The sequence below is a fragment of the Bradyrhizobium sp. KZN70725 genome (assembly GCF_055264925.1).
The window spans coordinates 18,445-37,412 of record NZ_JBUYWT010000060.1; the positions used below are offsets into that span (position 1 = coordinate 18,445).

The 18,968-nt window shown below is 60.5% G+C and carries 18 protein-coding genes; 3 read left to right on the plus strand and 15 right to left on the minus strand.

Annotated elements, in window-relative coordinates:
- Nucleotides 1-71 precede the first annotated feature (71 nt).
- The 3 genes from ACZBJS_RS35255 (at nt 72) to ACZBJS_RS35265 (ending at nt 3,218) form a co-directional block, all read left to right on the plus strand.
- The gene (locus ACZBJS_RS35255) at nt 72-701 is read left to right on the plus strand and encodes an FMN-binding negative transcriptional regulator (protein ID WP_229158364.1); all 630 of its coding nucleotides are present in this window, start codon (nt 72-74) and stop codon (nt 699-701) included.
- 665 nt (nt 702-1,366) lie between these two features.
- Nucleotides 1,367-2,047, plus strand: a complete 681-nt coding sequence (locus ACZBJS_RS35260; RefSeq protein ID WP_229158363.1) for an HAD family hydrolase — start codon at nt 1,367-1,369, stop codon at nt 2,045-2,047.
- 262 nt (nt 2,048-2,309) lie between these two features.
- Nucleotides 2,310-3,218 carry a TauD/TfdA dioxygenase family protein gene (locus tag ACZBJS_RS35265; protein ID WP_229158362.1) on the plus strand — a complete coding sequence of 303 codons (909 nt, stop codon included), beginning with the start codon at nt 2,310-2,312 and terminating at the stop codon, nt 3,216-3,218.
- Nucleotides 3,219-3,412: 194 nt separating this feature from the next.
- On the opposite strand, the gene ACZBJS_RS35270 is transcribed toward ACZBJS_RS35265, so the two are convergent.
- From ACZBJS_RS35270 to ACZBJS_RS35340, 15 genes are all read right to left on the minus strand, one after another.
- Complete coding sequence (locus ACZBJS_RS35270; RefSeq protein ID WP_229158361.1) at nt 3,413-3,649, minus strand: DUF2274 domain-containing protein; 237 nt, start codon at nt 3,647-3,649, stop codon at nt 3,413-3,415.
- A gap of 4 nt (nt 3,650-3,653) precedes the next feature.
- The gene (locus ACZBJS_RS35275; protein WP_229158360.1) at nt 3,654-4,865 is read right to left on the minus strand and encodes a TraB/TrbI/VirB10 family type IV secretion system protein; all 1,212 of its coding nucleotides are present in this window, start codon (nt 4,863-4,865) and stop codon (nt 3,654-3,656) included.
- Nucleotides 4,862-5,896 carry a P-type conjugative transfer protein TrbG gene (trbG, locus tag ACZBJS_RS35280; protein ID WP_229158354.1) on the minus strand — a complete coding sequence of 345 codons (1,035 nt, stop codon included), beginning with the start codon at nt 5,894-5,896 and terminating at the stop codon, nt 4,862-4,864. The genes ACZBJS_RS35275 and trbG overlap by 4 nt, the downstream gene beginning before the upstream one ends.
- On the minus strand, nt 5,893-6,576 hold the full coding sequence (trbF, locus tag ACZBJS_RS35285) for a conjugal transfer protein TrbF (protein WP_229158352.1): 684 nt from the start codon (nt 6,574-6,576) through the stop codon (nt 5,893-5,895). The genes trbG and trbF overlap by 4 nt, the downstream gene beginning before the upstream one ends.
- A gap of 100 nt (nt 6,577-6,676) precedes the next feature.
- Complete coding sequence (gene trbL / locus ACZBJS_RS35290) at nt 6,677-7,906, minus strand: P-type conjugative transfer protein TrbL (protein WP_229158350.1); 1,230 nt, start codon at nt 7,904-7,906, stop codon at nt 6,677-6,679.
- The gene (gene trbK-alt / locus ACZBJS_RS35295) at nt 7,903-8,271 is read right to left on the minus strand and encodes a putative entry exclusion protein TrbK-alt (protein ID WP_229158349.1); all 369 of its coding nucleotides are present in this window, start codon (nt 8,269-8,271) and stop codon (nt 7,903-7,905) included. The genes trbL and trbK-alt overlap by 4 nt, the downstream gene beginning before the upstream one ends.
- A complete protein-coding gene (gene trbJ, locus ACZBJS_RS35300) occupies nt 8,271-8,999 on the minus strand; it encodes a P-type conjugative transfer protein TrbJ (RefSeq protein WP_463439826.1) in 729 nt (242 codons plus the stop codon). The genes trbK-alt and trbJ overlap by 1 nt, the downstream gene beginning before the upstream one ends.
- Complete coding sequence (gene trbE / locus ACZBJS_RS35305; protein ID WP_463439827.1) at nt 8,996-11,437, minus strand: conjugal transfer protein TrbE; 2,442 nt, start codon at nt 11,435-11,437, stop codon at nt 8,996-8,998. Before trbE ends, trbJ begins: the two co-directional genes overlap by 4 nt.
- Nucleotides 11,438-11,447: 10 nt before the next feature.
- On the minus strand, nt 11,448-11,711 hold the full coding sequence (locus ACZBJS_RS35310) for a VirB3 family type IV secretion system protein (RefSeq protein WP_229158346.1): 264 nt from the start codon (nt 11,709-11,711) through the stop codon (nt 11,448-11,450).
- Nucleotides 11,711-12,034, minus strand: coding sequence for a TrbC/VirB2 family type IV secretion system protein (locus ACZBJS_RS35315; protein WP_229158345.1), 324 nt, complete (start codon nt 12,032-12,034; stop codon nt 11,711-11,713). Before ACZBJS_RS35315 ends, ACZBJS_RS35310 begins: the two co-directional genes overlap by 1 nt.
- Nucleotide 12,035: 1 nt before the next feature.
- A complete protein-coding gene (gene trbB, locus ACZBJS_RS35320) occupies nt 12,036-12,950 on the minus strand; it encodes a P-type conjugative transfer ATPase TrbB (protein ID WP_229158368.1) in 915 nt (304 codons plus the stop codon).
- A gap of 216 nt (nt 12,951-13,166) precedes the next feature.
- On the minus strand, nt 13,167-14,495 hold the full coding sequence (locus ACZBJS_RS35325) for an MFS transporter (protein ID WP_463439828.1): 1,329 nt from the start codon (nt 14,493-14,495) through the stop codon (nt 13,167-13,169).
- Between the two features lie 132 nt (nt 14,496-14,627).
- The gene (locus tag ACZBJS_RS35330; protein ID WP_229158341.1) at nt 14,628-15,053 is read right to left on the minus strand and encodes a ribbon-helix-helix domain-containing protein; all 426 of its coding nucleotides are present in this window, start codon (nt 15,051-15,053) and stop codon (nt 14,628-14,630) included.
- Between the two features lie 6 nt (nt 15,054-15,059).
- Nucleotides 15,060-17,048 carry a conjugal transfer protein TraG gene (locus ACZBJS_RS35335; RefSeq protein ID WP_463439829.1) on the minus strand — a complete coding sequence of 663 codons (1,989 nt, stop codon included), beginning with the start codon at nt 17,046-17,048 and terminating at the stop codon, nt 15,060-15,062.
- Nucleotides 17,049-17,083: 35 nt separating this feature from the next.
- On the minus strand, nt 17,084-18,847 hold the full coding sequence (locus tag ACZBJS_RS35340) for a relaxase/mobilization nuclease domain-containing protein (RefSeq protein ID WP_463439830.1): 1,764 nt from the start codon (nt 18,845-18,847) through the stop codon (nt 17,084-17,086).
- Nucleotides 18,848-18,968: the final 121 nt, after the last annotated feature.

Sequence of the window (18,968 nt, forward strand, 5' to 3'; positions counted from 1 at the left end):
GCGACTGAAACTGGCAGTTTTCTAGCATACTGACCTGGGTTTATCTCGACGACCTCCAACGGAGAACCTTCATGTACATACCACCCCACTTTCGAGATGACGACCTCGAGAACATTCGAGCGACAATCCGCTGCGCCCGATTGGCCAACCTGATTACGGCCACGTCAGACGGGCCCCTTGCGACGCCTCTTCCGCTCTTTCTCGATGAGAGCGAAGGCGAACACGGCGCGCTGTACGGGCACCTAGCGAGGGGCAATCCGCAATGGCGCAGGCCCGCGATCGGAGAAGCTCTCGCGATCTTTGCTGGCGCAGAGGCTTATGTGACGCCATCCTGGTATCCCAGCAAACGACAAGCTGAACGTGTGGTGCCGACATGGAATTACATCGCGGTCCACGCCCATGGGCCGACCGAGTTCTTCGAGGATCCCGATCGCCTGCTTGAAATCGTGAGGCGCCTGACGAATATCCATGAGACGTCACGTGCGACGCCTTGGGCGGTCAGCGATGCTCCCGCGGATTTCATCGCCGCCCAGTTGCGTGAGATCGTTGGCGTGCGCATCCCCATCACCAGGGTCGAAGGCAAGCGCAAGATGAGTCAAAACCGCCCCGCGCCTGACCGCCTTGGTGTCGCCATCGGCTTGGCGGCGAGCAAACTGCCACGGGATCAGGAAGTTGCAGCTCTTATCCTGGTTCAGGGCTGAGGCGACAATGTGAATGACTGGCGCCAACAGGGCCGGTCGACGGAGAGCGAGCCTACATCTGCAGCTCTCACAGGCTCCAGCGGCATTAGTCCTGCCGTGACGCCGGTCGAGGCATTGAGGATTGGCTGCAGCCGCGTCCTCTCGGTCAAAAGTTGTTCAACACCCCGGAGCTTCGACTTAGTATTCCGAGTACTGAGAACCCAATTTGCCTCGCCAGAGTGAACCGATCTCCGAGAGATCAACCTGGGCCATCGATTAACTCGCAAAATTCACATACGGAATGGTCAGCTCGAACGTACCGCACCGTATAGACTCTTGTCCGTATTCTGACAGAGACGCAATGTCGTGTCAGGTCCAGTACAGCGCGCATAGTAAGCGTTGAGACCCTCCAAAGCCCTTCCGGCCTTATTGCATGCCAACGCTGACTGGCACGGCCGTTGCTTCAACCAAATCGATCCAGAAATAGAGCTACAGAAGCAGCAATGCTCACGCTCTCCACCCGTCTCTCGCCTCGGAAGAACGGTCCGCCCGTTCAGCTCACTGGCACGCGTTGCACCCGTGACGACTCTGTTCGAACCACCACGATCCCCCAGACATGTAGACCAGTAAATATCTAAGTCTCGAACACATTCTATCGTACGATCACATTTGCCTTAGGTTCACGCATGAAATCCGCGATTATTTTCGACTGGAATGGCACGCTGCTCGATGATGCCAACGCGGTGCTGCAAACCATCAATGCAATTTTGAGCCGCTTCGGTCGCGCAGCTGTGGATATGCACAAGCTTCGAGAGAAGTTCGAACTCCCTCCTTCGGTTCTTTTCCGCAACCTGGACATGTCGAAAGATGAAATCGAAGTCGTACAGAGCAACGACAACGCCATTTTTCACGACACTTATGAGTTCCTGGCGCGCAACGCGGCCTTACGTAAAGGGGCTCGAAATGTTTTGCTCGCCGCTGATCAGCGAGCCATCCAAACCGTCATTGTCAGCAACCACATTGTTGGACCAATTCGCACACAAGTGCGAAGACTTGGGATCAAGTCTCACGTCACCGACATTTTGGCATTTGAGAGCCGCGCAACTCAGTTTAGGAGCATGAGCAAGCAAGAACGGCTGCGCTTGTATATGCAGGCCAATGATCTGTCCCCAGAAAGAACTGTCATCGTGGGCGATATGCCAGTTGAGACGGAGATTGCCCGCAATCTTGGCCTTATCAACGTATCAATCGTGGGAGGATATGTTTCCGAAGCGCGCTTACGCGCGGCGGGGCCCGACTACATGATTTATGATCATCATGAATTATTACCAATCTTACAGAAGCATTGCCTTTTTGAGGGCAGTTGAGTGATTGCAATAACATAACTGAATATCTTCCGTCGGCACGCTCCTGCTGCCGCTCTCTTCACGATTGCACCATATTCGGTGGGTGAGGCCGACGATGGAGCTTCTTTGTCACTCGGTCGAATCATCGATTAGTCCGAGAACTCGCGCCAAACAGCGCAATTCGTTGTCATGGGGAGCTACATGTTCTTCTTTCGCTGGCACGATGCTTGCTGAAGATCATCCGCTCCGAGAAGCAGAAACTTCGAGGGCTTGGAAAAACAACATGAGCACAACGGCTTTGATCGGTGACGTCATTCCGGGCGCCGATGTTCTGAAACGTGCAGCGCGCATCGGTGCCGAAGTCAAAAATATCGAGCTATCGGGCGATCTACCGGACCGCACGATCGCTGCGATCAACAGCTTGCTGCTCGAGCACAAGGTGATCTTCTTCCGCAACCAACGACATCTCAATGACGTTGAACAGGAGCGTTTTGCTGCTCGTCTTGGAAAGCTAACGCCGCATCCGATGCTCGGCGCCGCCAGGGGGACGGCCTCGCTCCTCGAACTGGACTCCACTCGCGGCGGCGGTCGCGCCGATGTTTGGCATACGGATGGGACTTTCGCCGACGCCTATCCCAAGATTTTAGTCCTGCGGGCCGTTGTAATGCCAACTTTCGGTGGCGACACCGTGTGGTCGAACACAGCTTCCGCTTATCTCGATCTGCCGCCGCCGCTACAACGGCTTGCCGAGGAGCTATGGGCCGTTCACAGCAACGTTTTCGATTACGCCGGGATCGCGCGTGTCCGCGAGGTGGACAAGAAACACTTTGACGAGGTATTCACCAGAACGGTTTTTGAGACCGAGCATCCCGTCGTGCGCGTCCACCCCGAAACAGGCGAGCGGACGCTAGTGCTCGGTGCTTTGGTGAAGCACTTTGTTGGGATCTCCAAATACGACGGACAAAAGCTCTTCGATCTGTTCCAGTCTCATATCACCGCGCCCGAAAACACTGTGCGCTGGAACTGGTTAGAGGGCGATATCGCGATATGGGATAACCGCGCAACGCAGCATTACGCCGTCAACGATTACGGTGACCGGCATCGCGTCGTACGTCGGGCGACGATCGAGGGGGACGTGCCTATCACCGTCGATGGCCGGAGCAGTGTAACGCGCCTGAAGGTGACCGAATAAATGCCTATCGACGCTCAGCGCTCTTGCATCTGTAAACAGAGAAAGCCTGGCAATCGGAGTTATTTCGGGGCAGACGCAGGAACACGCTTTCCGACACGATATCTTAGCTCTCGGGCCAAACCCGGCAGCGTCTAGGTTGATACATCGTACTATTAGCTTTGACCGGCAGCTTCGAGAAGCCTTGAGCATCACTATCATTCGCCAGCGACCGGTACGTGGCCTTCACGTTTCAATTTAGAAAATCCTCGATCCGTGGCCATAAAGCGCGCCAACATGGGAGCGATGAGCTTAGTCGGTTCGACCACTTGACCACCTTGACGCGTAAGGGCTTCTGCATATGCAATGAGATCGCGATGCACGGCCGCCGGCAGCTCCGCACTCACTTTGACCGGCTTGTCGTCTGGAAGCTCTCCTATTTTGAGCTTTGGCATGTTGTCACCCTCTATACGGCGTAAGTATGAGGTCACGATTGACAAGAACACGAACCGGGAAACCAGGCCGCACGGTCAAAGTAGGCTGGATGTTGAGACTACGTCGAATCACCTGCTGTCCGGTCTGATTCAGTGAATCCGCGGCGCCGTGTCGCAATGCCTGGATGATGGCGCTGTCGTTGCTATTGGTGTCGGAGCCAGCCCCTAGTTCGGTCCCGACCGCTAGAAACGTCGATAGTGCCGCAGCCTTGAACAACTCACCCCAGTGATTGTCGACCTGATCTTCGAGGCCCGCATATCCGGCGGTGTCAGCACCAGGCTGCCGCTCGAGAACGATAGAACTTCCATTCGGCATGATCAGCCGGGTCCAAACGAGCAAGACACGGGACTGGCCGAAAGTCACCTGGCTATCGTAGATGCCGATCAGACGCGCACCCTGAGGCACGAGCAGAAGGCGGCCGGTCGGCGTATCATATACGTTTTCCGTCACCTGCGCCGTGATCTGGCCTGGCAGGTCTGACCTGATCCCGGTGATCAGCGCCCCCGGGATCACCGTTCCAGCCTGCACGATGTAGGGTGACGCGGGCTTGGTAACACGGTCGGGGCTTACCGTGCGACGGTCCACAGAGGCATTGACGAAGGCAAGCTTCCGATCTTGACCGTTCTGCGCGGATCCATCATCGCCGGTGCTCGTTGCGCTCGCAGGCACGACGCGGTCGCCGCCAACCGCCGCAGCGGCGGACGGACGCATTTCTCGTCCACTGGTCGAAGCGAACAGATGGCTGATGCGGGCTGCTTCGGTCTCTTGATCCCGCCGCTGCTGGTCCGCATCAACGCCGTTCGTCGGCAACTGGCCTTGAGCGGCAAGGATCGGTCGGCCGAGGTCGCCGGGAAGCGGCGGACCTAGCTGCGGAACTGGCTGGCGCGGAACGCCAGCATAGTCCTTCGGCAGTGTCGTAATGCCATCAGCAACATTGTGGTGGTCGGTACTGTAAAGCTCGTCGGCCGCCTGATTGCGGGAGCGATTATTTTGCAACGACCATAGCACCGCACCGCCGATGACGAGCAGGGCAACCGCGCTCCCGCCAGCCAGGATCTTTCGCGACAACCTTGTCACGGGCGGATGCTCTGCTCTCAAGCGAAAGCTCCTGGACTGCTCCTCTTGCGTTTGCGGCGGAGCGACTTGGGCCTGGTCGTTCTCGTTCGGCGCAATCATGACGACGGCCTCCCGTCCGTCCTGACAATCCTGACCTTCTGCTGGTGCTCACCGCCGAGCCGGAGTTCGGCGGCAGCAAACAGCCGATCCACGATCAGCACGTTCCCGTAGGCCCGGTAGTTGACGAGTTCGGTCTTGCCATCCGGGCCAATGACAAAGAGCGGAGGCATCTCGCCCTGCACAATGCCGAGCGGGAATTCGACATAGACCTTGCGGCCATCGTCATATGCGGCGAGCGGCCGCCAAGGAGGACTGTCCCCTTCGATGGCGTAGCGGGAGATGCGTTGTGCCGGATCAGGCAGAACGGGTTTCAGAGCGACTGAGCGCGATCGTTCACGCACGGTTTCCGGATAGTACCAGGCAACCGACGGCATATATGGCCGCTCGCGGGAGCGTAGTTCGATCAGGTAGGTACGCCGATCGGTATTGACGACGAGATTGGTCTCAATCGAAGCCCGGGTCGGCTTGACCAGGATATGGACGCGGCGCGTGTCGCCGTTCCCGCTTTCGGTATCGCCCACGACCCATCGTACGGTATCTCCGGCCGCGATCGGCCCCGATCCCGTCAACTGCTCTCCTTCCTCGAGTGCGATATCCGTAATCTGCCCCGGCGCGGCGTAAATCTGATAGAGCGCACCGGGGCTGTAAGCGTAGATCTGCGCCGCATTGAAATATCCGCGCTTGCGCGGTTCGACTCGGGCTGCGCTGTTTGCCGTCTCAACCCGATTCACGGGCTCGGGCTCTTCCTTCCCTCCCGATTTGCCGCCGAGAACCGGCTTCCAGAGCGGCGGAACGTGAAGCGGCTGCGACCTGTCGTCCAACGCCGCTGGCGCCGCCGGCACCGGCGGGACTTCAGCGTCATAGCTGATCTCGGGAGGAATATAGGTCGCGCACCCACCGAGCGCCGACGAACAAAGCAAGAGCGCTGACAGAAGTGCTCGCCTCGAGGTCACGAACCGGGACCAAGCCGAGTTGCGCCTGATCTGTGGGAAAGGACGATTCGAATGAATGTCATGCGGCGTCTTGGTCACTGACTCAACTCCTTTGACCAGTTGATGGCGCGGACGTAGACGCCAAGGGGATTCTTGCGCAGGCGTTCGGCATCGCGGGGTGTCTCGATCACGATCGAGAGAATTGCAGTCCAGCGCTCAGTCGAACTCAACGAGCCGTTGTCGTAGACGCGCTGGGTCCACGCGACCCGAAAGCTTTCCGACGACGCGCGAATGACGCTCGAGACGTCCACGGAGATCTGCGCCTTGCCCAGCCTGGCAAAGGGGTCATTGTTGCGCGCGTAGTCGTTCAGCGCCGCGGCGCCGCGATCGGTCGTAAAATCATAGGCCCTGAGCCAGTTTTGGCGCAGAACGATGCCGTCGGCCGGTAGACCTCTGACATCCTCAATAAAGCGCGCCAGATGGTAGGCAATCTGCGCATCAGTGGGTTGATAGTCGATGTAAGCCGGCGCAACTCTTTGGGCTTGGCCGAGATGATCGACTTCGACCACCCAAGGCGTGATCGAGCCCCGGCTCGATTGCCAGACAAGACTGCCAGCGAGACCGGCTGACAGCATGAGGCAGCCGAACGCCATCAAGCGCCAGTTCTTGGCCTGCACGCGGGCAGATCCAATGCGTTCGTCCCAAACCTGCGCTGCCTTTTGGTAAGGCGTGATCGGCTCGGGCATGCGCCCGTAGTGTACGGAAGGTCGTTTGAACATCGATAGTTGCCCCTGAGATCAAGTAATCGTTTTTCGAGTTGTTCGGTGTCCGCGTTTCAGTCGGCCGCGCAGCGGCTGTCGAAGGCGCAGTGGCTAAGTGTCAGCGCTCTCCTTCAGACAAATCGACGGAAGAGCCGCCGCCACCGTGATCACCTGAGCGGACCGCGTGGCTGACTGCCGACGCACCGTGCCGAACAGCCTCGGCACGCTTCATGCGCCGCGACCAATCGGGCTGCCCTTCGGCCGGAGTGCTCGCGCCCTGCGTGCCGGCTTCCCCACCTCCGCCGAGCGCAGCCGCTGCACGACGCAACGGGCTCATCGCACCGGAAGCGCCGGCCTCCGCGACACCGGCAAGGCCGCCGCTCCGATAGGCCGCTGATGCTACGGTCATGGCAGCGACGCCACTACGCGCGGCGCCCGCGGTCGCGCCACCAGCGAGACCAGAACCGCCGGCGGCAAGACCCGCACCCGCCGCAACAATGCCGCCAGCAGCAAGGCCTGTTCCAATTGCGGCGCCGCCGCCGAGTTGCGGTCCGCCTGACACCAGGCCGTTGGCGATACCCGGACCGAAGATACCGAGACCGAGTAAGGAGAGCGCCGCGAGCACCAACGTCACCGCGTCTTCAATGGTCGGCTGATTGCCGCCAAAGCCAGCGGTGAATTGCGAAAACAAGGTCGAGCCGATGCCGACGATGACGGCAAGGACCAGAACTTTGATCCCCGAAGATATAACGTTGCCCAAAACCCGCTCCGCTGCAAAGGCTGTCTTGCCAAACAACCCAAAGGGAATGAGCACGAAGCCGGCCAGCGTTGTGAGCTTGAACTCGATCAGGGTGACAAAGAGCTGGATCGCCAAAATGAAGAAGGCGAGTAGCACCACGACCCATGCAAACAGGAGAACAACAATCTGTACGAAGTTTTCGAAGAAGCTGATGTAGCCCATCAGGTTCGAGATCGAATCGAGTAGCGGTCGGCCGGCATCGACCCCGACTTGGGCGATTTTTCCCGGTCTCAGGAAATCGGATGCGGATAGGCTTGCGCCGGATGCTTTCAGTCCAAGACCGGCAAAGCTCTCGAAGACGATGCGCGCCAGGCTGTTCCAGTTCCCGATCAGGTAGGCGAAGACCCCCACGAAGAGCGTCTTCTTGACAAGACGTGCGATGATGTCCTCGTCAGTTCCCCAACTCCAGAACAACGCGGCGAGCGTGATGTCGATCGCAGCAAGGGTTGTTGCGAGATATCCGACATCGCTGCCGAGCAGCCCAAAACCGTTGTCGATATAGCGCGTGAACGTTTCCAGAAACTGGTCAATGATCCCCGTACCAGTCATGGCTTGCTCGCCTCAGGCGCCGCCGCGTTCGGATATCCTTGCGGGATCCGGCTTTGATCCTTTGGGACAGGCGTCGAACTGGCCGAGTCATCGTGGCCGGGAGCTACAGCGCCGTCTTTCTTGCCAAGGAAGCGACGCCGGTTTTCGGCCCAAATCTGCTGGCAGCGGCGATAGCCTTCCGTCTCCTCCGGAGTGACGCCGCGGCAGTGTACGAGGTCGGCGTTGGCTGCATCGGTCCTCCGCTCCGCCTTCGGTGCCGACCGAGACTCGTCTCGGCCGCGCAGCTGAATTGTGCAGGCCGCGACGGCCACTAGGCCGATTGTGGTAAGCAGCGACAGCACCTTGAATGCCTTTACGTCGGTCATCAGTGGAACATCTGCACATTGGAGGATTGATAGCCCTGTCCTGGCGTCAGGAACCGCCGAAGCTGTTCTCGTCCTTGATCCTGAGCCGAGGCGCGCTGAGCTGCTTCGAGGCTCTGCGCCCTGCCCTGCGCCGCCGCGGCCGCTGTGAGATCGGCGAGTTGTTGCGCTTGAAGCGCGAGGATCTGGTTGCCGGCCTGAGTTGCCTGCAGGGCGCCACTGGCACTCTGGCTCGAGGTTACGAGGGCAGACGTCTGGATGCGATTGTTGTCGAGGTTGCCAACGATGCCGGCCTGGACACGAAGCGCGTCTTGCGTCGCGGCATAGGAATTCTGCCACCGCGATTGAGCGTTGGAGATCAACAATTGGTTCGACTGGTTACTGGTCGCTGGCGCGTAGCTGGTCGAGAAGGCGCGGTCGATCTGCTGCACGTCGTAGGCAATGCGCTGGGCCTGGGCCAGTAATTGCTGGGTACGCTGGATTGATGATTGCAGTTGCTGCAGCGACGAATACGGCAGGTTTGCCAGATTCCTTGCCTGATTGATCAGCATCTGTGCCTCGTTCTGCAACGAGGTGATCTGATTATTAACCTGCTGGAGCTCCCGCGCGGCCGTCAGGACATTCTGGATGTAGTTGGTGGGATCAAAGACGATCAGCGCCCGTGCGGGCAGCGTAACGCCAAGCAGCAGCGCGAAGGCGGCCGTGGTCGCCAATAGGCCGGAAGGTCTCATAGCGATTTCTCCAGATTGACGAGATTGGGGATCAGACCTGTCGCCCAGGCGACGCCACGGTGCTGGAGCCAGGCAGGCACGAAACCGTCGGGTCCATGTTCGGCGATGAGTTGCGAGATGACAGCCTGGTCTGTCTTGGAAGAGGCTGCGGTGAATGCGAGCGCAACCTCACCAAGGCCAAGTTCGAACATCCGGTGGCCGCGACGGGACTGACAATAGTAGTCGCGCTTTGGCGTTGCCCGGCTCAGAAGCTCGATCTGGCGGTCATTGAGGCCGAAGCGGCGGTAGATGGCAGTGATCTGCGGTTCGATCGCTCGTTCGTTCGGCAGCAACAATCGCGTTGGGCAGCTTTCGATGATGGCCGGCGCAATTGCGGAACCATCAATGTCCGAAAGCGACTGGGTGGCGAAGATGACGGACGCGTTCTTCTTCCGAAGCGTCTTCAGCCATTCCCGGAGTTGCCCCGCAAAATCCTCGTCATCGAGGGCAAGCCAGCCCTCGTCGACAATCAGAAGTGTCGGCCGGCCATCGAGACGATCACCAATACGATGGAAGAGGTACGCCAGCACGGCCGGCGCCGCACTCGTTCCGATCAAGCCTTCGGTCTCAAACACCTGGACCGACGCCTCGCCGAGACGTTCGAATTCGGCATCGAGCAAGCGCCCGGAAGGTCCGCCTAGGCAATAAGGTTGCAAGGCGAGTTTCAGAGAGTTCGATTGGAGCAGGACTGACAGGCCCGTGAGGGTGCGCTCCTCTCGCGGCGCCGAGGCGAGAGATGTCAGCGCAGACCACAGATGATCCTTGACCTCCGGGGTGATCTCGACCTTTTCCCGCGCTAGGATCGCGCCGATCCATTCCGTCGCCCATCCGCGCTCGGAAGGATCATCAATCCAGGCCAGCGGCTGCAGGGCGACGGGTTGTTCACCTCCGTCGGACAATGCGCCGCCGAGATCCTGCCAATCACCGCCCATGGCGAGGGCTGCCGCCCGAATTGAACCGCCGAAATCAAACGCAAAGACCTGTGAGTTCGGATAACGCCTGAACTGTAGCGCCATCAGCGCGAGCAGCACTGATTTGCCAGCGCCCGTCGGCCCCACCACAAGGGTATGACCGACGTCGCCGACGTGGAGCGAGAATCGGAACGGCGTTGATCCCTCGGTCTTGCCGAACAGAAGCGGCGGACCCTTGAAGTGCAGATCCCTCGCCTCGCCGGCCCACACGGCCGACATCGGAATCATATGGGCGAGGTTGAGAGTCGAAACCGGCGGCTGCCGCACATTGGCGTAGACGTGCCCGGGCAGACTGCCGAGCCAGGCTTCAACGGCGTTCACCGTCTCGATCATGCAGGTGAAATCGCGGCCCTGGATGACCTTCTCGACCAGCCTCAGCTTTTCATCGGCAGCGTTGGGATCGCGGTCCCAGACAGTGATGGTCGCCGTAACAAAGGCTTGTCCGATCTGATCCGACCCCAGTTCCTGCAACGCCGCGTCGGCATCGAGCGCCTTGTTGTGCGCGTCGGTATCGAGCAGCGTCGACGCCTCGTTCGTCATGACCTCCTTGAGGATGGCGCCGATGGATTTTCTCTTCGCGAACCACTGGCGGCGGATTTTGGTCAGCAGCTTGGTTGCATCGGTCTTGTCGAGCATGATTGCGCGCGTCGACCAACGATACGAGAATGCCAGGCGATTCAGGTCGTCCAGGATCCCCGGGGTCGTCGCACCCGGAAAGCCAACAATCGTCAAGACCCGCACGTTCGCTGAACCCAGCATCGGCTCAAGCCCGCCGGTCAGCGGCTGGTCGGCCAACAGCGCATCGATGTACATCGGAATTTCTGGCACCCGAACGCGATGTCGCTTGGTCGAGATCGTCGAGTGCAGGTAGGTCAGCGTGTCCTGGTCATCGAGCCAGGCGCATTCCGGCATGAACCCTTCAACAAGCTGCAGCACACGGTTGGTTTGATCGACAAACCCCCGCAGCACCTCGCGCGCGTCGGCTCCAACGGTCCGATCGCGGCCCTCATAGAGTAGTCGCTCCGCTTGGGCAGCCCCCTCCTCTGGCGGCAGATAGAGGAGGGTCAGGAAATAGCTGGACTCATAATGGGTACCGGCCTCCTCGAACTGCGCCCTGCGTTCCGCGTCAACCAGCGCAGACGCGACGTCCGGAAAGGAGCTAGGCGGATAAGTCCCCGCAAAATGACGCTGCGCCTCGACGAATATGGCCCAGCCTGATCCCAGGCGACGCAAAGCGTTATTCAAGCGACCCGCGACGGCGACGAGTTCAGCCGGCACTGCGCTATCTAGGTCGGGTCCTCGGAACTTTGCTGTCCGCTGGAACGAGCCGTCCTTATTCAGGATGATTCCTTCGTCGACAAGGGCTGCCCAGGGCAGGAAGTCGGCGAGACGCGCGTTGGAATGACGATATTCGGCAAGGTTCATCATGACCGAGAGCTCAGAGATTGAGATGACCGGGAATGCGCAGATGTCGGCGCACCACATCAACAAAGGCAGGATCGCGTTTGGCGGCCCAGACGGCGGCCATGTGGCCGATGAACCAGAGGACAAGACCCGCGATCCAGAGCCGCAATCCCAACCCAAGGGCCGCCGCAAGGGTGCCGTTGACAATCGCAACCGACCGCGGCGCGCCGCCCATCAGAATCGGCTCGGTGAGCGCGCGATGAACGGGCACAACAAAGCCTGCGACCTGATCACCCATCAGATCACCACGCCGCCGCCGAAGGAGAAGAACGACAGGAAGAAGCTCGAGGCGGCAAACGCGATCGACAGACCGAACACGATCTGGATCAGCCTGCGGAAACCACCTGACGAGTCCCCGAACGCGAGCGTGAGCCCGGTCACGACGATGATGATGACGGCGATGATCTTGGCGACCGGACCTTCGACCGACTGCAAGATCTGATTGAGTGGCTGTTCCCACGGCATGTTCGAGCCAGCCGCCCATGCCGGCGTCACTCCCAAAACCACCACGCCGAACGCGGCCAACGATACATCTCGAAGAAAACGAAATTGCGGGCGCATGTCAGTCTCCTGCTGATGAAAGGTTGTAGTCACCAGCGGCCCCGAGCCCGGTGACGATGGCGAGTTCAGCGAGGCGACGGTCACCGCCGCGCCCCGCAAGCACAGCAACGAGGTTGATGGTCTCCGCGATCAGGGCGCGCGGAACCGTGATGACGGCTTCCTGGATCAGTTGCTCGAGTCGCCGCAGCGCGCCGAGCGCGCTGCCCGCATGGATAGTCCCGATGCCACCGGGGTGACCGGTGCCCCAGGCCTTGAGCAGGTCGAGCGCTTCGGCACCGCGAACCTCGCCAACCGGAATGCGATCCGGACGCAATCGCAGCGATGAGCGAACCAGGTCGGAAAGCGTGGCCACGCCATCTTTGGTCCGCAAAGCTACGAGATTGGGCGCTTTACATTGGAGTTCGCGCGTATCTTCGATCAGCACGACCCGATCGGAGCTCTTCGCGACCTCGGCCAGCAGCGCGTTCGTCAAGGTTGTCTTGCCGGTCGATGTCCCGCCGGCGACGAGGATGTTCTTCCGTGCGGCGACCGCGTCCCTCAGGTTCCTGGCCTGCTCCGAAGTCATGATCCCCCTGGCGACGTAGTCGTCGAGCGTAAACACCGCCACGGCCGGCTTGCGGATAGCAAAGGCCGGTGCCGCAACGACCGGAGGCAACAGACCTTCGAAGCGCTCGCCGGTCCCAGGCAATTCGGCCGAGACCCGCGGCGAGCCGGCATGCACCTCCGCACCTACGTGGTGCGCTACCAGGCGAACAATGCGCTCGCCGTCCGCCGCCGACAAAGTTTCGCCTGTGTCGATCAGGCCATTCGACAACCGGTCGATCCACAAACGCCCATCCGGATTAAGCATCACCTCGATGATCGCTTCGTCTTCGAGGTAGCCGGCAATCGCAGAGCCAAGCGCACTGCGCAGCATTCGCGCGCCGCGCAAGTTCGCTTCCGATTGAATGGAATGGATCGCCACCGCCGCCCCCACTAAACGAGGCGCCTACGGGGCGCCTCAGATGGGGATGATTAGAAACGGCACCGATGGACTTGGCGCAACAAGCGGCTTCAGCGATCGTAGACTAGCGTAGAAAAAGAAAGTCTGAGAATTGACGCTTGAGGTGTCGGTTCGCTGGGAGTGGCTTGCTCACCACTCCGCATCGTCATTCGCGGGCAAGAGGATGACCGAGTCCTCATACAACCCAACTGACTCGACAGCGCAGCAAATGTCAGCCGGCCTGAAGAAGAGGATTGAACTCATCCACGAAGCGATGGATCGGCGCCAGGGCAGCGCGAACCAGACCAGCGTCGCGATCTGCAGCATCACGTTGAGACCAAAAGCGACTTGATAGGCTTGGACGGGCCTATGGCCATCGTTCGTCGGCCATTGCTCTAGGATCAGGCCTGTTGCGGATTGTGCCAGAAAGGCCCAGCCAAAGTGCAAGACGTTCAAAGCTCCATTGGCACGACCAGCAAGCTCACGAGGAAAGTAATCCGCTATTACCGCAAAACTGACCACGGTCGCTGTTCCGGCAATTGCGACAACCGACCAGGGAAAAATGGACGGCAGAGGCGCTCGCAGGATCAAGGCCAGCTCGGCTGCGATAAGCAAGACTGCAACGATCGTTAATATCGTCTCCGCGCCGATTCCTCTTCGTTTGATGTGATGGACCGTCATGCCGAACAACAAGGCACCACCGCCAAGCATGATCGACATTATGAACAGTTGCCTGACAAGACTTGAACGATCAAACCCCTCGACGTCTGTCAGCCACGACGATGCCCACAATCCCTGCAGGGACCAGGACGATCCGACGCAAGTCGCCGACAATGGGGCCATTCGCCAAAACCGCCGATCGCTGAAGACGGAGCTCAGGGAAGTGGCCGCTGTTGATGGGGCCACTCTTCGTTCAGGCACTACGACGTAGATGAGAATGGCTGTCGTACCGGCCGCGACTGCCATGATGTCAAAGAGCTGCCGCCAGCCCATCCAGGCGAGCAGGTATTCGACGGGAGCCGTGGCGGTCACTGCTCCAAGCGATCCCAACATGATCATGTAGCCATTGAGCAAAGCAACTCGCTCCCTCGGAAACCAAAGGATGATGGACTTCAGTCCTGCCGTGAGCGACGCCGCGACACCAAGCCCGATCATTGCGCGCGCGATCAAGAGCGATAGGAAGCCGGTCGATACCGCGAATAGTCCGGCGCCGACTGCTGCGAGCAACAGCAAAACGCTCTGGACGCGACGCGGACCAAAGCGGTCCAATAGAATACCGATGGGGATCTGAGCCGCTGCGAAAACAAAAAAATAGACTGACGTAAGCAACCCGAGATCAGCAGCCCCAACGCCGGTATCCGAGCTGAGATGGCTGGCGATCAGAGCGTTGATCGTTCGAAACAGATAAGAGAGATAGTACCCAGCTACAAAAGGGAGAAAGACGCGCGCGATTCGACGCCATGCTGTTGAAATTTGCATGCTGGCCCCTTTGCTCTCAGCTCGCTCGAGCCGATAGCGCGTCCAGCTTTTGTCAGTTCGGCTAAATCGCTGCGGTCGTAGGCTGGCGTAGAAAAAGAAGGACCGGCGAAATGGTCTTTCTACATGGTTCAATCAGGTTTCTTCGGCCGGTTGCTGATGTCGGATATCTTCTGGAATCTCGCGCAGAAAGCTTTGTCCCTTTTGCAAACGCCGACCGAGCGCCGCGACAAATCCTTCAAAGCGCTCCCGGCCTTTTGCCTGCGCGGCCGCCTGTGCGTCGTTGGGTAGCGGTGGCGTGATCGTCAGCCAGAAGCGAATGAAGAGGGCCAAGGTCTCTGCTGTCAAACCAACGTCGCGCTCCAACCTCTGCATCTGACGCGACAGTCGATCCAGCCGACGGGTAAACGCTGCCTCCCGCCTGTCTGCGCCGTCCGGTGACAGAAACGAAGCGACAGCCGCCTCCACGATCGCGGACCGAGAAAGCTTCTTGCGATCGGCGAGCTCCGAGATCTGTTTCAGTAGCTCTGGCGGGAAGTAGACGTTCATCCGGTCGCGCATATTGCCTCAGAGCTCCATACCGTCATTCGGGTCCAGGACGACTTGACGGGCAACACCGCGCATCTGTTGGCGTATGAGCCGGGACTGACGGACCGCATCCTCGTCATCATCTAGAACGGCAGCAAATTCCTCTGCCGGTGTCGGTTCGGTCGTCTCCTTGGCGATCGCGACGTGATCGGGGAGTTCGGGCTCACGACGGAGCCCGCTGTTCGCGGTGTCTTCCTCGGCCTCCGCGGCTTTGTCGGTTGGACCAGCCGTCGGCTTCAACGGTCCGAGCGCTGACCATCCGTCCGTTCGCGACGATCGGCCGGCGCTCGCCGGATCGGGCGGCGGCAGAACCCGCTCGGTGAACCGCCGATCCTCGTAGTAGCGGACCTTCTTCGCCCGGATCGGCGGCGTGCCCGCCACCATGACGATCTCGTCCATCGGCGGGAGTTGCATGACTTCGCCCGGGGTAAGTAGTGGCCTCGCGGTCTCCTGGCGCGAGACCATCAGGTGCCCCAGCCAGGGGTTCAGCCGGTGCCCGGCGTAGTTCTTCATGGCCCTCATCTCCGTCGCCGTTCCGAGCGCATCGGAGACCCGCTTCGCGGTCCGCTCGTCATTCGTCGCGAAACTGACCCGGACGTGACAATTGTCGAGGATGGCGTTGTTCGGCCCGTAGGCCTTCTCGATCTGATTGAGCGACTGCGCGATCAAGAAACTCTTGATGCCGTATCCCGCCATGAAGGCGAGTGCAGACTCGAAGAAGTCCAGCCGCCCGAGTGCCGGGAACTCATCGAGCATCATCAGGACTCGATGCCGGCGGTCGCGCGCGTGCAGGTCCTCGGTCAGACGCCGACCAATCTGATTCAGCACGAGGCGGATAAGGGGTTTGGTCCGCGAGATGTCAGAGGGCGGCACCACGAGGTAAAGCGTCGTCGGGCGGCTATCTCCAATCAGATCGGCGATCCGCCAGTCGCAACGGCGGGTTACTTGGGCCACGACGGGATCGCGGTAGAGCCCTAGGAACGACATCGCGGTAGACAGGACTCCGGAGCGTTCATTCTCGGATTTGTTGAGGAGTTCGCGCGCCGTCGAGGCCACCACAGGATGAGCACCCTGCTCGCCAAGGTGCGCGGTGGTCATCATCGCCTTCAGCGTCGCCTCGATCGGGCGCTTCGGGTCGGAGAGGAAAGCTGCGACCCCGGCCAAGGTCTTGTCTGCCTCGGCATAGAGAACATGGAGGATAGCGCCGACCAGGAGCGAATGACTGGTCTTCTCCCAATGGTTCCGCTTATCGAGCGAGCCTTCGGGGTCGACCAGGACATCGGCGACGTTCTGGACGTCGCGAACCTCCCATTCCCCGCGCCTGACCTCGAGCAGCGGATTGTAGGCTGAGGACTTTGGGTTGGTCGGGTCGAACAGCAGGACGCGTCCGTGACGCGAGCGAAAGCCCGCGGTCAGTTGCCAGTTCTCCCCCTTGATGTCGTGAACGATGGCCGAACCCGGCCAGGCGAGCAGCGAGGGAACAACAAGGCCGACACCCTTTCCCGAGCGGGTGGGTGCAAAACACAACACGTGCTCCGGCCCGTCATGGCGGAGGTAGTCGCGATCAAGCTTGCCAAGCACCACACCATCAGGACCGAGAAGTCCGGCCGCTCGAACCTCTTTCACATCTGCCCAGCGTGCCGAACCATAGGTCTCGACGTTCTTGGCTTCACGCGCGCGCCACACCGACATGCCGATCGCCACCGAGATCGACACGAAGGTACCCGACGCAGCGATGAAGGCCCCTTCGACAAAAACTTGCGGCGCATAGGCGTCGTAGACGAACCACCACCAGAAGAAGACGGGCGGGTAATAGATCTTGAAGCCCAACAGTTCGAACCAGGGCCGCCCAAGCTCCGATTGCCAGGCGAGCCGCCAAGCCGTCCACTCGGTTGCTCCCCAGATGGCCAGCAAAACGATTAGACCGACAACGATCACCTGTCCCCAGAGGATTTTGGTTCCAGACATCCCGACGTCCTTCCGCAACTGAATTGGAGAGATTGCTAGAGGCCGAGGTCGCGCTTGCGACCAAAGCCCCATTCGATGCCGCCGCCGTCCTTCACGACACCGGTGACGTGTTGGCCGAGGTTCCTTTCGAGTTCGCGCGACCAGGGCACGAGCTGGAAGCCGAGCCCATTGTCGATCATGGCGAAGCGTCCCGAACTTAGCGTCAGCCGCCGGCGATACGTGCCGGCCACATGCTCCCCAGGGGCGGCGTTCACGTGAGGCAGGCCTGTGCCGGCCGAGACCTTTGCTGCCACCTCGTCCAGCTCGCGCCGGCGCAACGTCTTCAGGAGGTCGCGCTGCAGGATGATGCGCTGGCCCTTCCGCCGCGCCAGGCCCTCCTGGACTAGATGCTCGGTACGGGCCTCCATGGCGTCGCGGGTCTCGCGACCGAATCCACCCATGGCGAGCGGCATGGGGTCACGTTCAACCAGCCGATGGTCGAGCCAGGTTGCCCCTCGTGCCGTGATCTGGCTACCAAGATCGAGATCGGAACGGGTTGCGAGCACCATGGTCGGCCGCGGATCGCCGGCTTGACCGAAGCGTCGGACTTCGACGATGCCGCCGACCGGTGGCGCCTGTTCGAAGGCCTCGACCCCTCGGAAGCGCACGTGGTGCGCGCGTCCGTCGATCCCGTCGATCAGGGCGTAGGCCTCACCAGTCAGTTCGTCATGCAATCCCCGGTCGACCAGTCGTCCGATGATCTGGGACGTCGGCTGTCCACCTTCGATGACGAAGTCGGCAACGCCGCGCGCTTCGCCACGCTCGGTAAAGGCGCGGTTCATGGTCTTGATGATGTCACCGCGCATGCCAAGGTCGCGCAAGCTCCGCTCGGCCTCGAGCCCGACCATCCATTCCCCCGGTGCGGCGGAGGCGGCAAGGCCCATCTTCTCCAGATGTTGAAGGCGACCGACCATCAGGCGCCGGATCTCGGGATCGGACTTGCCGGGGTTCTCCGGGCGAAGATCGATAGAGCCGGTCTCATCGGCTGCCAGCCGGATTTCCCGATCGAGGCGCGTCCATCGTTCCGCCGTGACCTCCCTCTCCAGCGAATTGCGGATCTCGTGCTCGGGCTTTGGACCCAGTTCGATGGCGACCAGTTCCTCGGCGCGCGAGCGCAGGCCCTGGCTGATGTAGTCGCGGGAGATCACGAGATCCGCCCCTTCCTCATCTACTCCCCGGACGAGAAGGTGGACGTGAGGGTTGTCGGTATTCCAATGATCGACGGCCACCCAATCGAGCCGCGTGCCGAGATCGGTTTCCATCTGCCTGGCGAGGTCGCGGGTGAAGGCCTTCAGGTCGGTCATGTCGCCGGCGTCCTCTGGTGAAACGATGAACCGGAAATGATGCCGGTCGTCCTTGCACCGTTCTGCGAAAGCCAGGCCATCAGCACGGTCGCTGTTGGCATCAAACATCTCGGCCCGCTCACCACTCCGGGTCACGCCGTCGCGCTTCAGATACGAGAGGTGGGCGGTCAGTGGTGCTGAGCGGAAGGCTCGCCCTTTGTGCCGGACCACGCGCGCTTTCACCACAACGCGCCGCGTCGAGCTGAACAATCTGGCGCGGCTAAAGGCGAGGCGACCACGGCCAAACGTCGAGCGTCCATGGGCCGCCGAACGCCTGCCGGCTACGGTCTGACCCGAGGTGTGGCCGGCTTTCTTCGCCGCCCGCAGCACCTGGTTGATGAAGCTCTTGGGCTTTGGCGCGCGTGTACTGCGAATGCGCCCAGGCCGAATTCGCAGGTCGCTGTCGCCTGCGGTCATGACCGGGCCTCGAAGAACGCAGCGACACCTACAGTGCCGAAGACATGTTTGAATGTTCTGGGGAAGGTCTTAGGCGCGGCACGCGCCCCGACCGACCGGCACGCCGGAACCCAAGCCATGT

Bases quoted from the DNA above. Each gene is read 5' to 3' on its own strand.
- ACZBJS_RS35255 (WP_229158364.1), top strand. From the start codon at position 72: ATGTACATACCACCCCACTTTCGAGATGACGACCTCGAGAACATTCGA.
- ACZBJS_RS35260 (WP_229158363.1), top strand. From the start codon at position 1,367: ATGAAATCCGCGATTATTTTCGACTGGAATGGCACGCTGCTCGATGAT.
- ACZBJS_RS35265 (WP_229158362.1), top strand. From the start codon at position 2,310: ATGAGCACAACGGCTTTGATCGGTGACGTCATTCCGGGCGCCGATGTT.
- ACZBJS_RS35270 (WP_229158361.1), bottom strand. From the start codon at position 3,649: ATGCCAAAGCTCAAAATAGGAGAGCTTCCAGACGACAAGCCGGTCAAA.
- ACZBJS_RS35275 (WP_229158360.1), bottom strand. From the start codon at position 4,865: ATGATTGCGCCGAACGAGAACGACCAGGCCCAAGTCGCTCCGCCGCAA.
- trbF (WP_229158352.1), bottom strand. From the start codon at position 6,576: ATGTTCAAACGACCTTCCGTACACTACGGGCGCATGCCCGAGCCGATC.
- trbL (WP_229158350.1), bottom strand. From the start codon at position 7,906: ATGACTGGTACGGGGATCATTGACCAGTTTCTGGAAACGTTCACGCGC.
- trbK-alt (WP_229158349.1), bottom strand. From the start codon at position 8,271: ATGACCGACGTAAAGGCATTCAAGGTGCTGTCGCTGCTTACCACAATC.
- trbJ (WP_463439826.1), bottom strand. From the start codon at position 8,999: ATGAGACCTTCCGGCCTATTGGCGACCACGGCCGCCTTCGCGCTGCTG.
- trbE (WP_463439827.1), bottom strand. From the start codon at position 11,437: ATGATGAACCTTGCCGAATATCGTCATTCCAACGCGCGTCTCGCCGAC.
- ACZBJS_RS35310 (WP_229158346.1), bottom strand. From the start codon at position 11,711: ATGGGTGATCAGGTCGCAGGCTTTGTTGTGCCCGTTCATCGCGCGCTC.
- ACZBJS_RS35315 (WP_229158345.1), bottom strand. From the start codon at position 12,034: ATGCGCCCGCAATTTCGTTTTCTTCGAGATGTATCGTTGGCCGCGTTC.
- trbB (WP_229158368.1), bottom strand. From the start codon at position 12,950: ATGCTGCGCAGTGCGCTTGGCTCTGCGATTGCCGGCTACCTCGAAGAC.
- ACZBJS_RS35325 (WP_463439828.1), bottom strand. From the start codon at position 14,495: ATGCAAATTTCAACAGCATGGCGTCGAATCGCGCGCGTCTTTCTCCCT.
- ACZBJS_RS35330 (WP_229158341.1), bottom strand. From the start codon at position 15,053: ATGCGCGACCGGATGAACGTCTACTTCCCGCCAGAGCTACTGAAACAG.
- ACZBJS_RS35335 (WP_463439829.1), bottom strand. From the start codon at position 17,048: ATGTCTGGAACCAAAATCCTCTGGGGACAGGTGATCGTTGTCGGTCTA.
- ACZBJS_RS35340 (WP_463439830.1), bottom strand. From the start codon at position 18,847: ATGACCGCAGGCGACAGCGACCTGCGAATTCGGCCTGGGCGCATTCGC.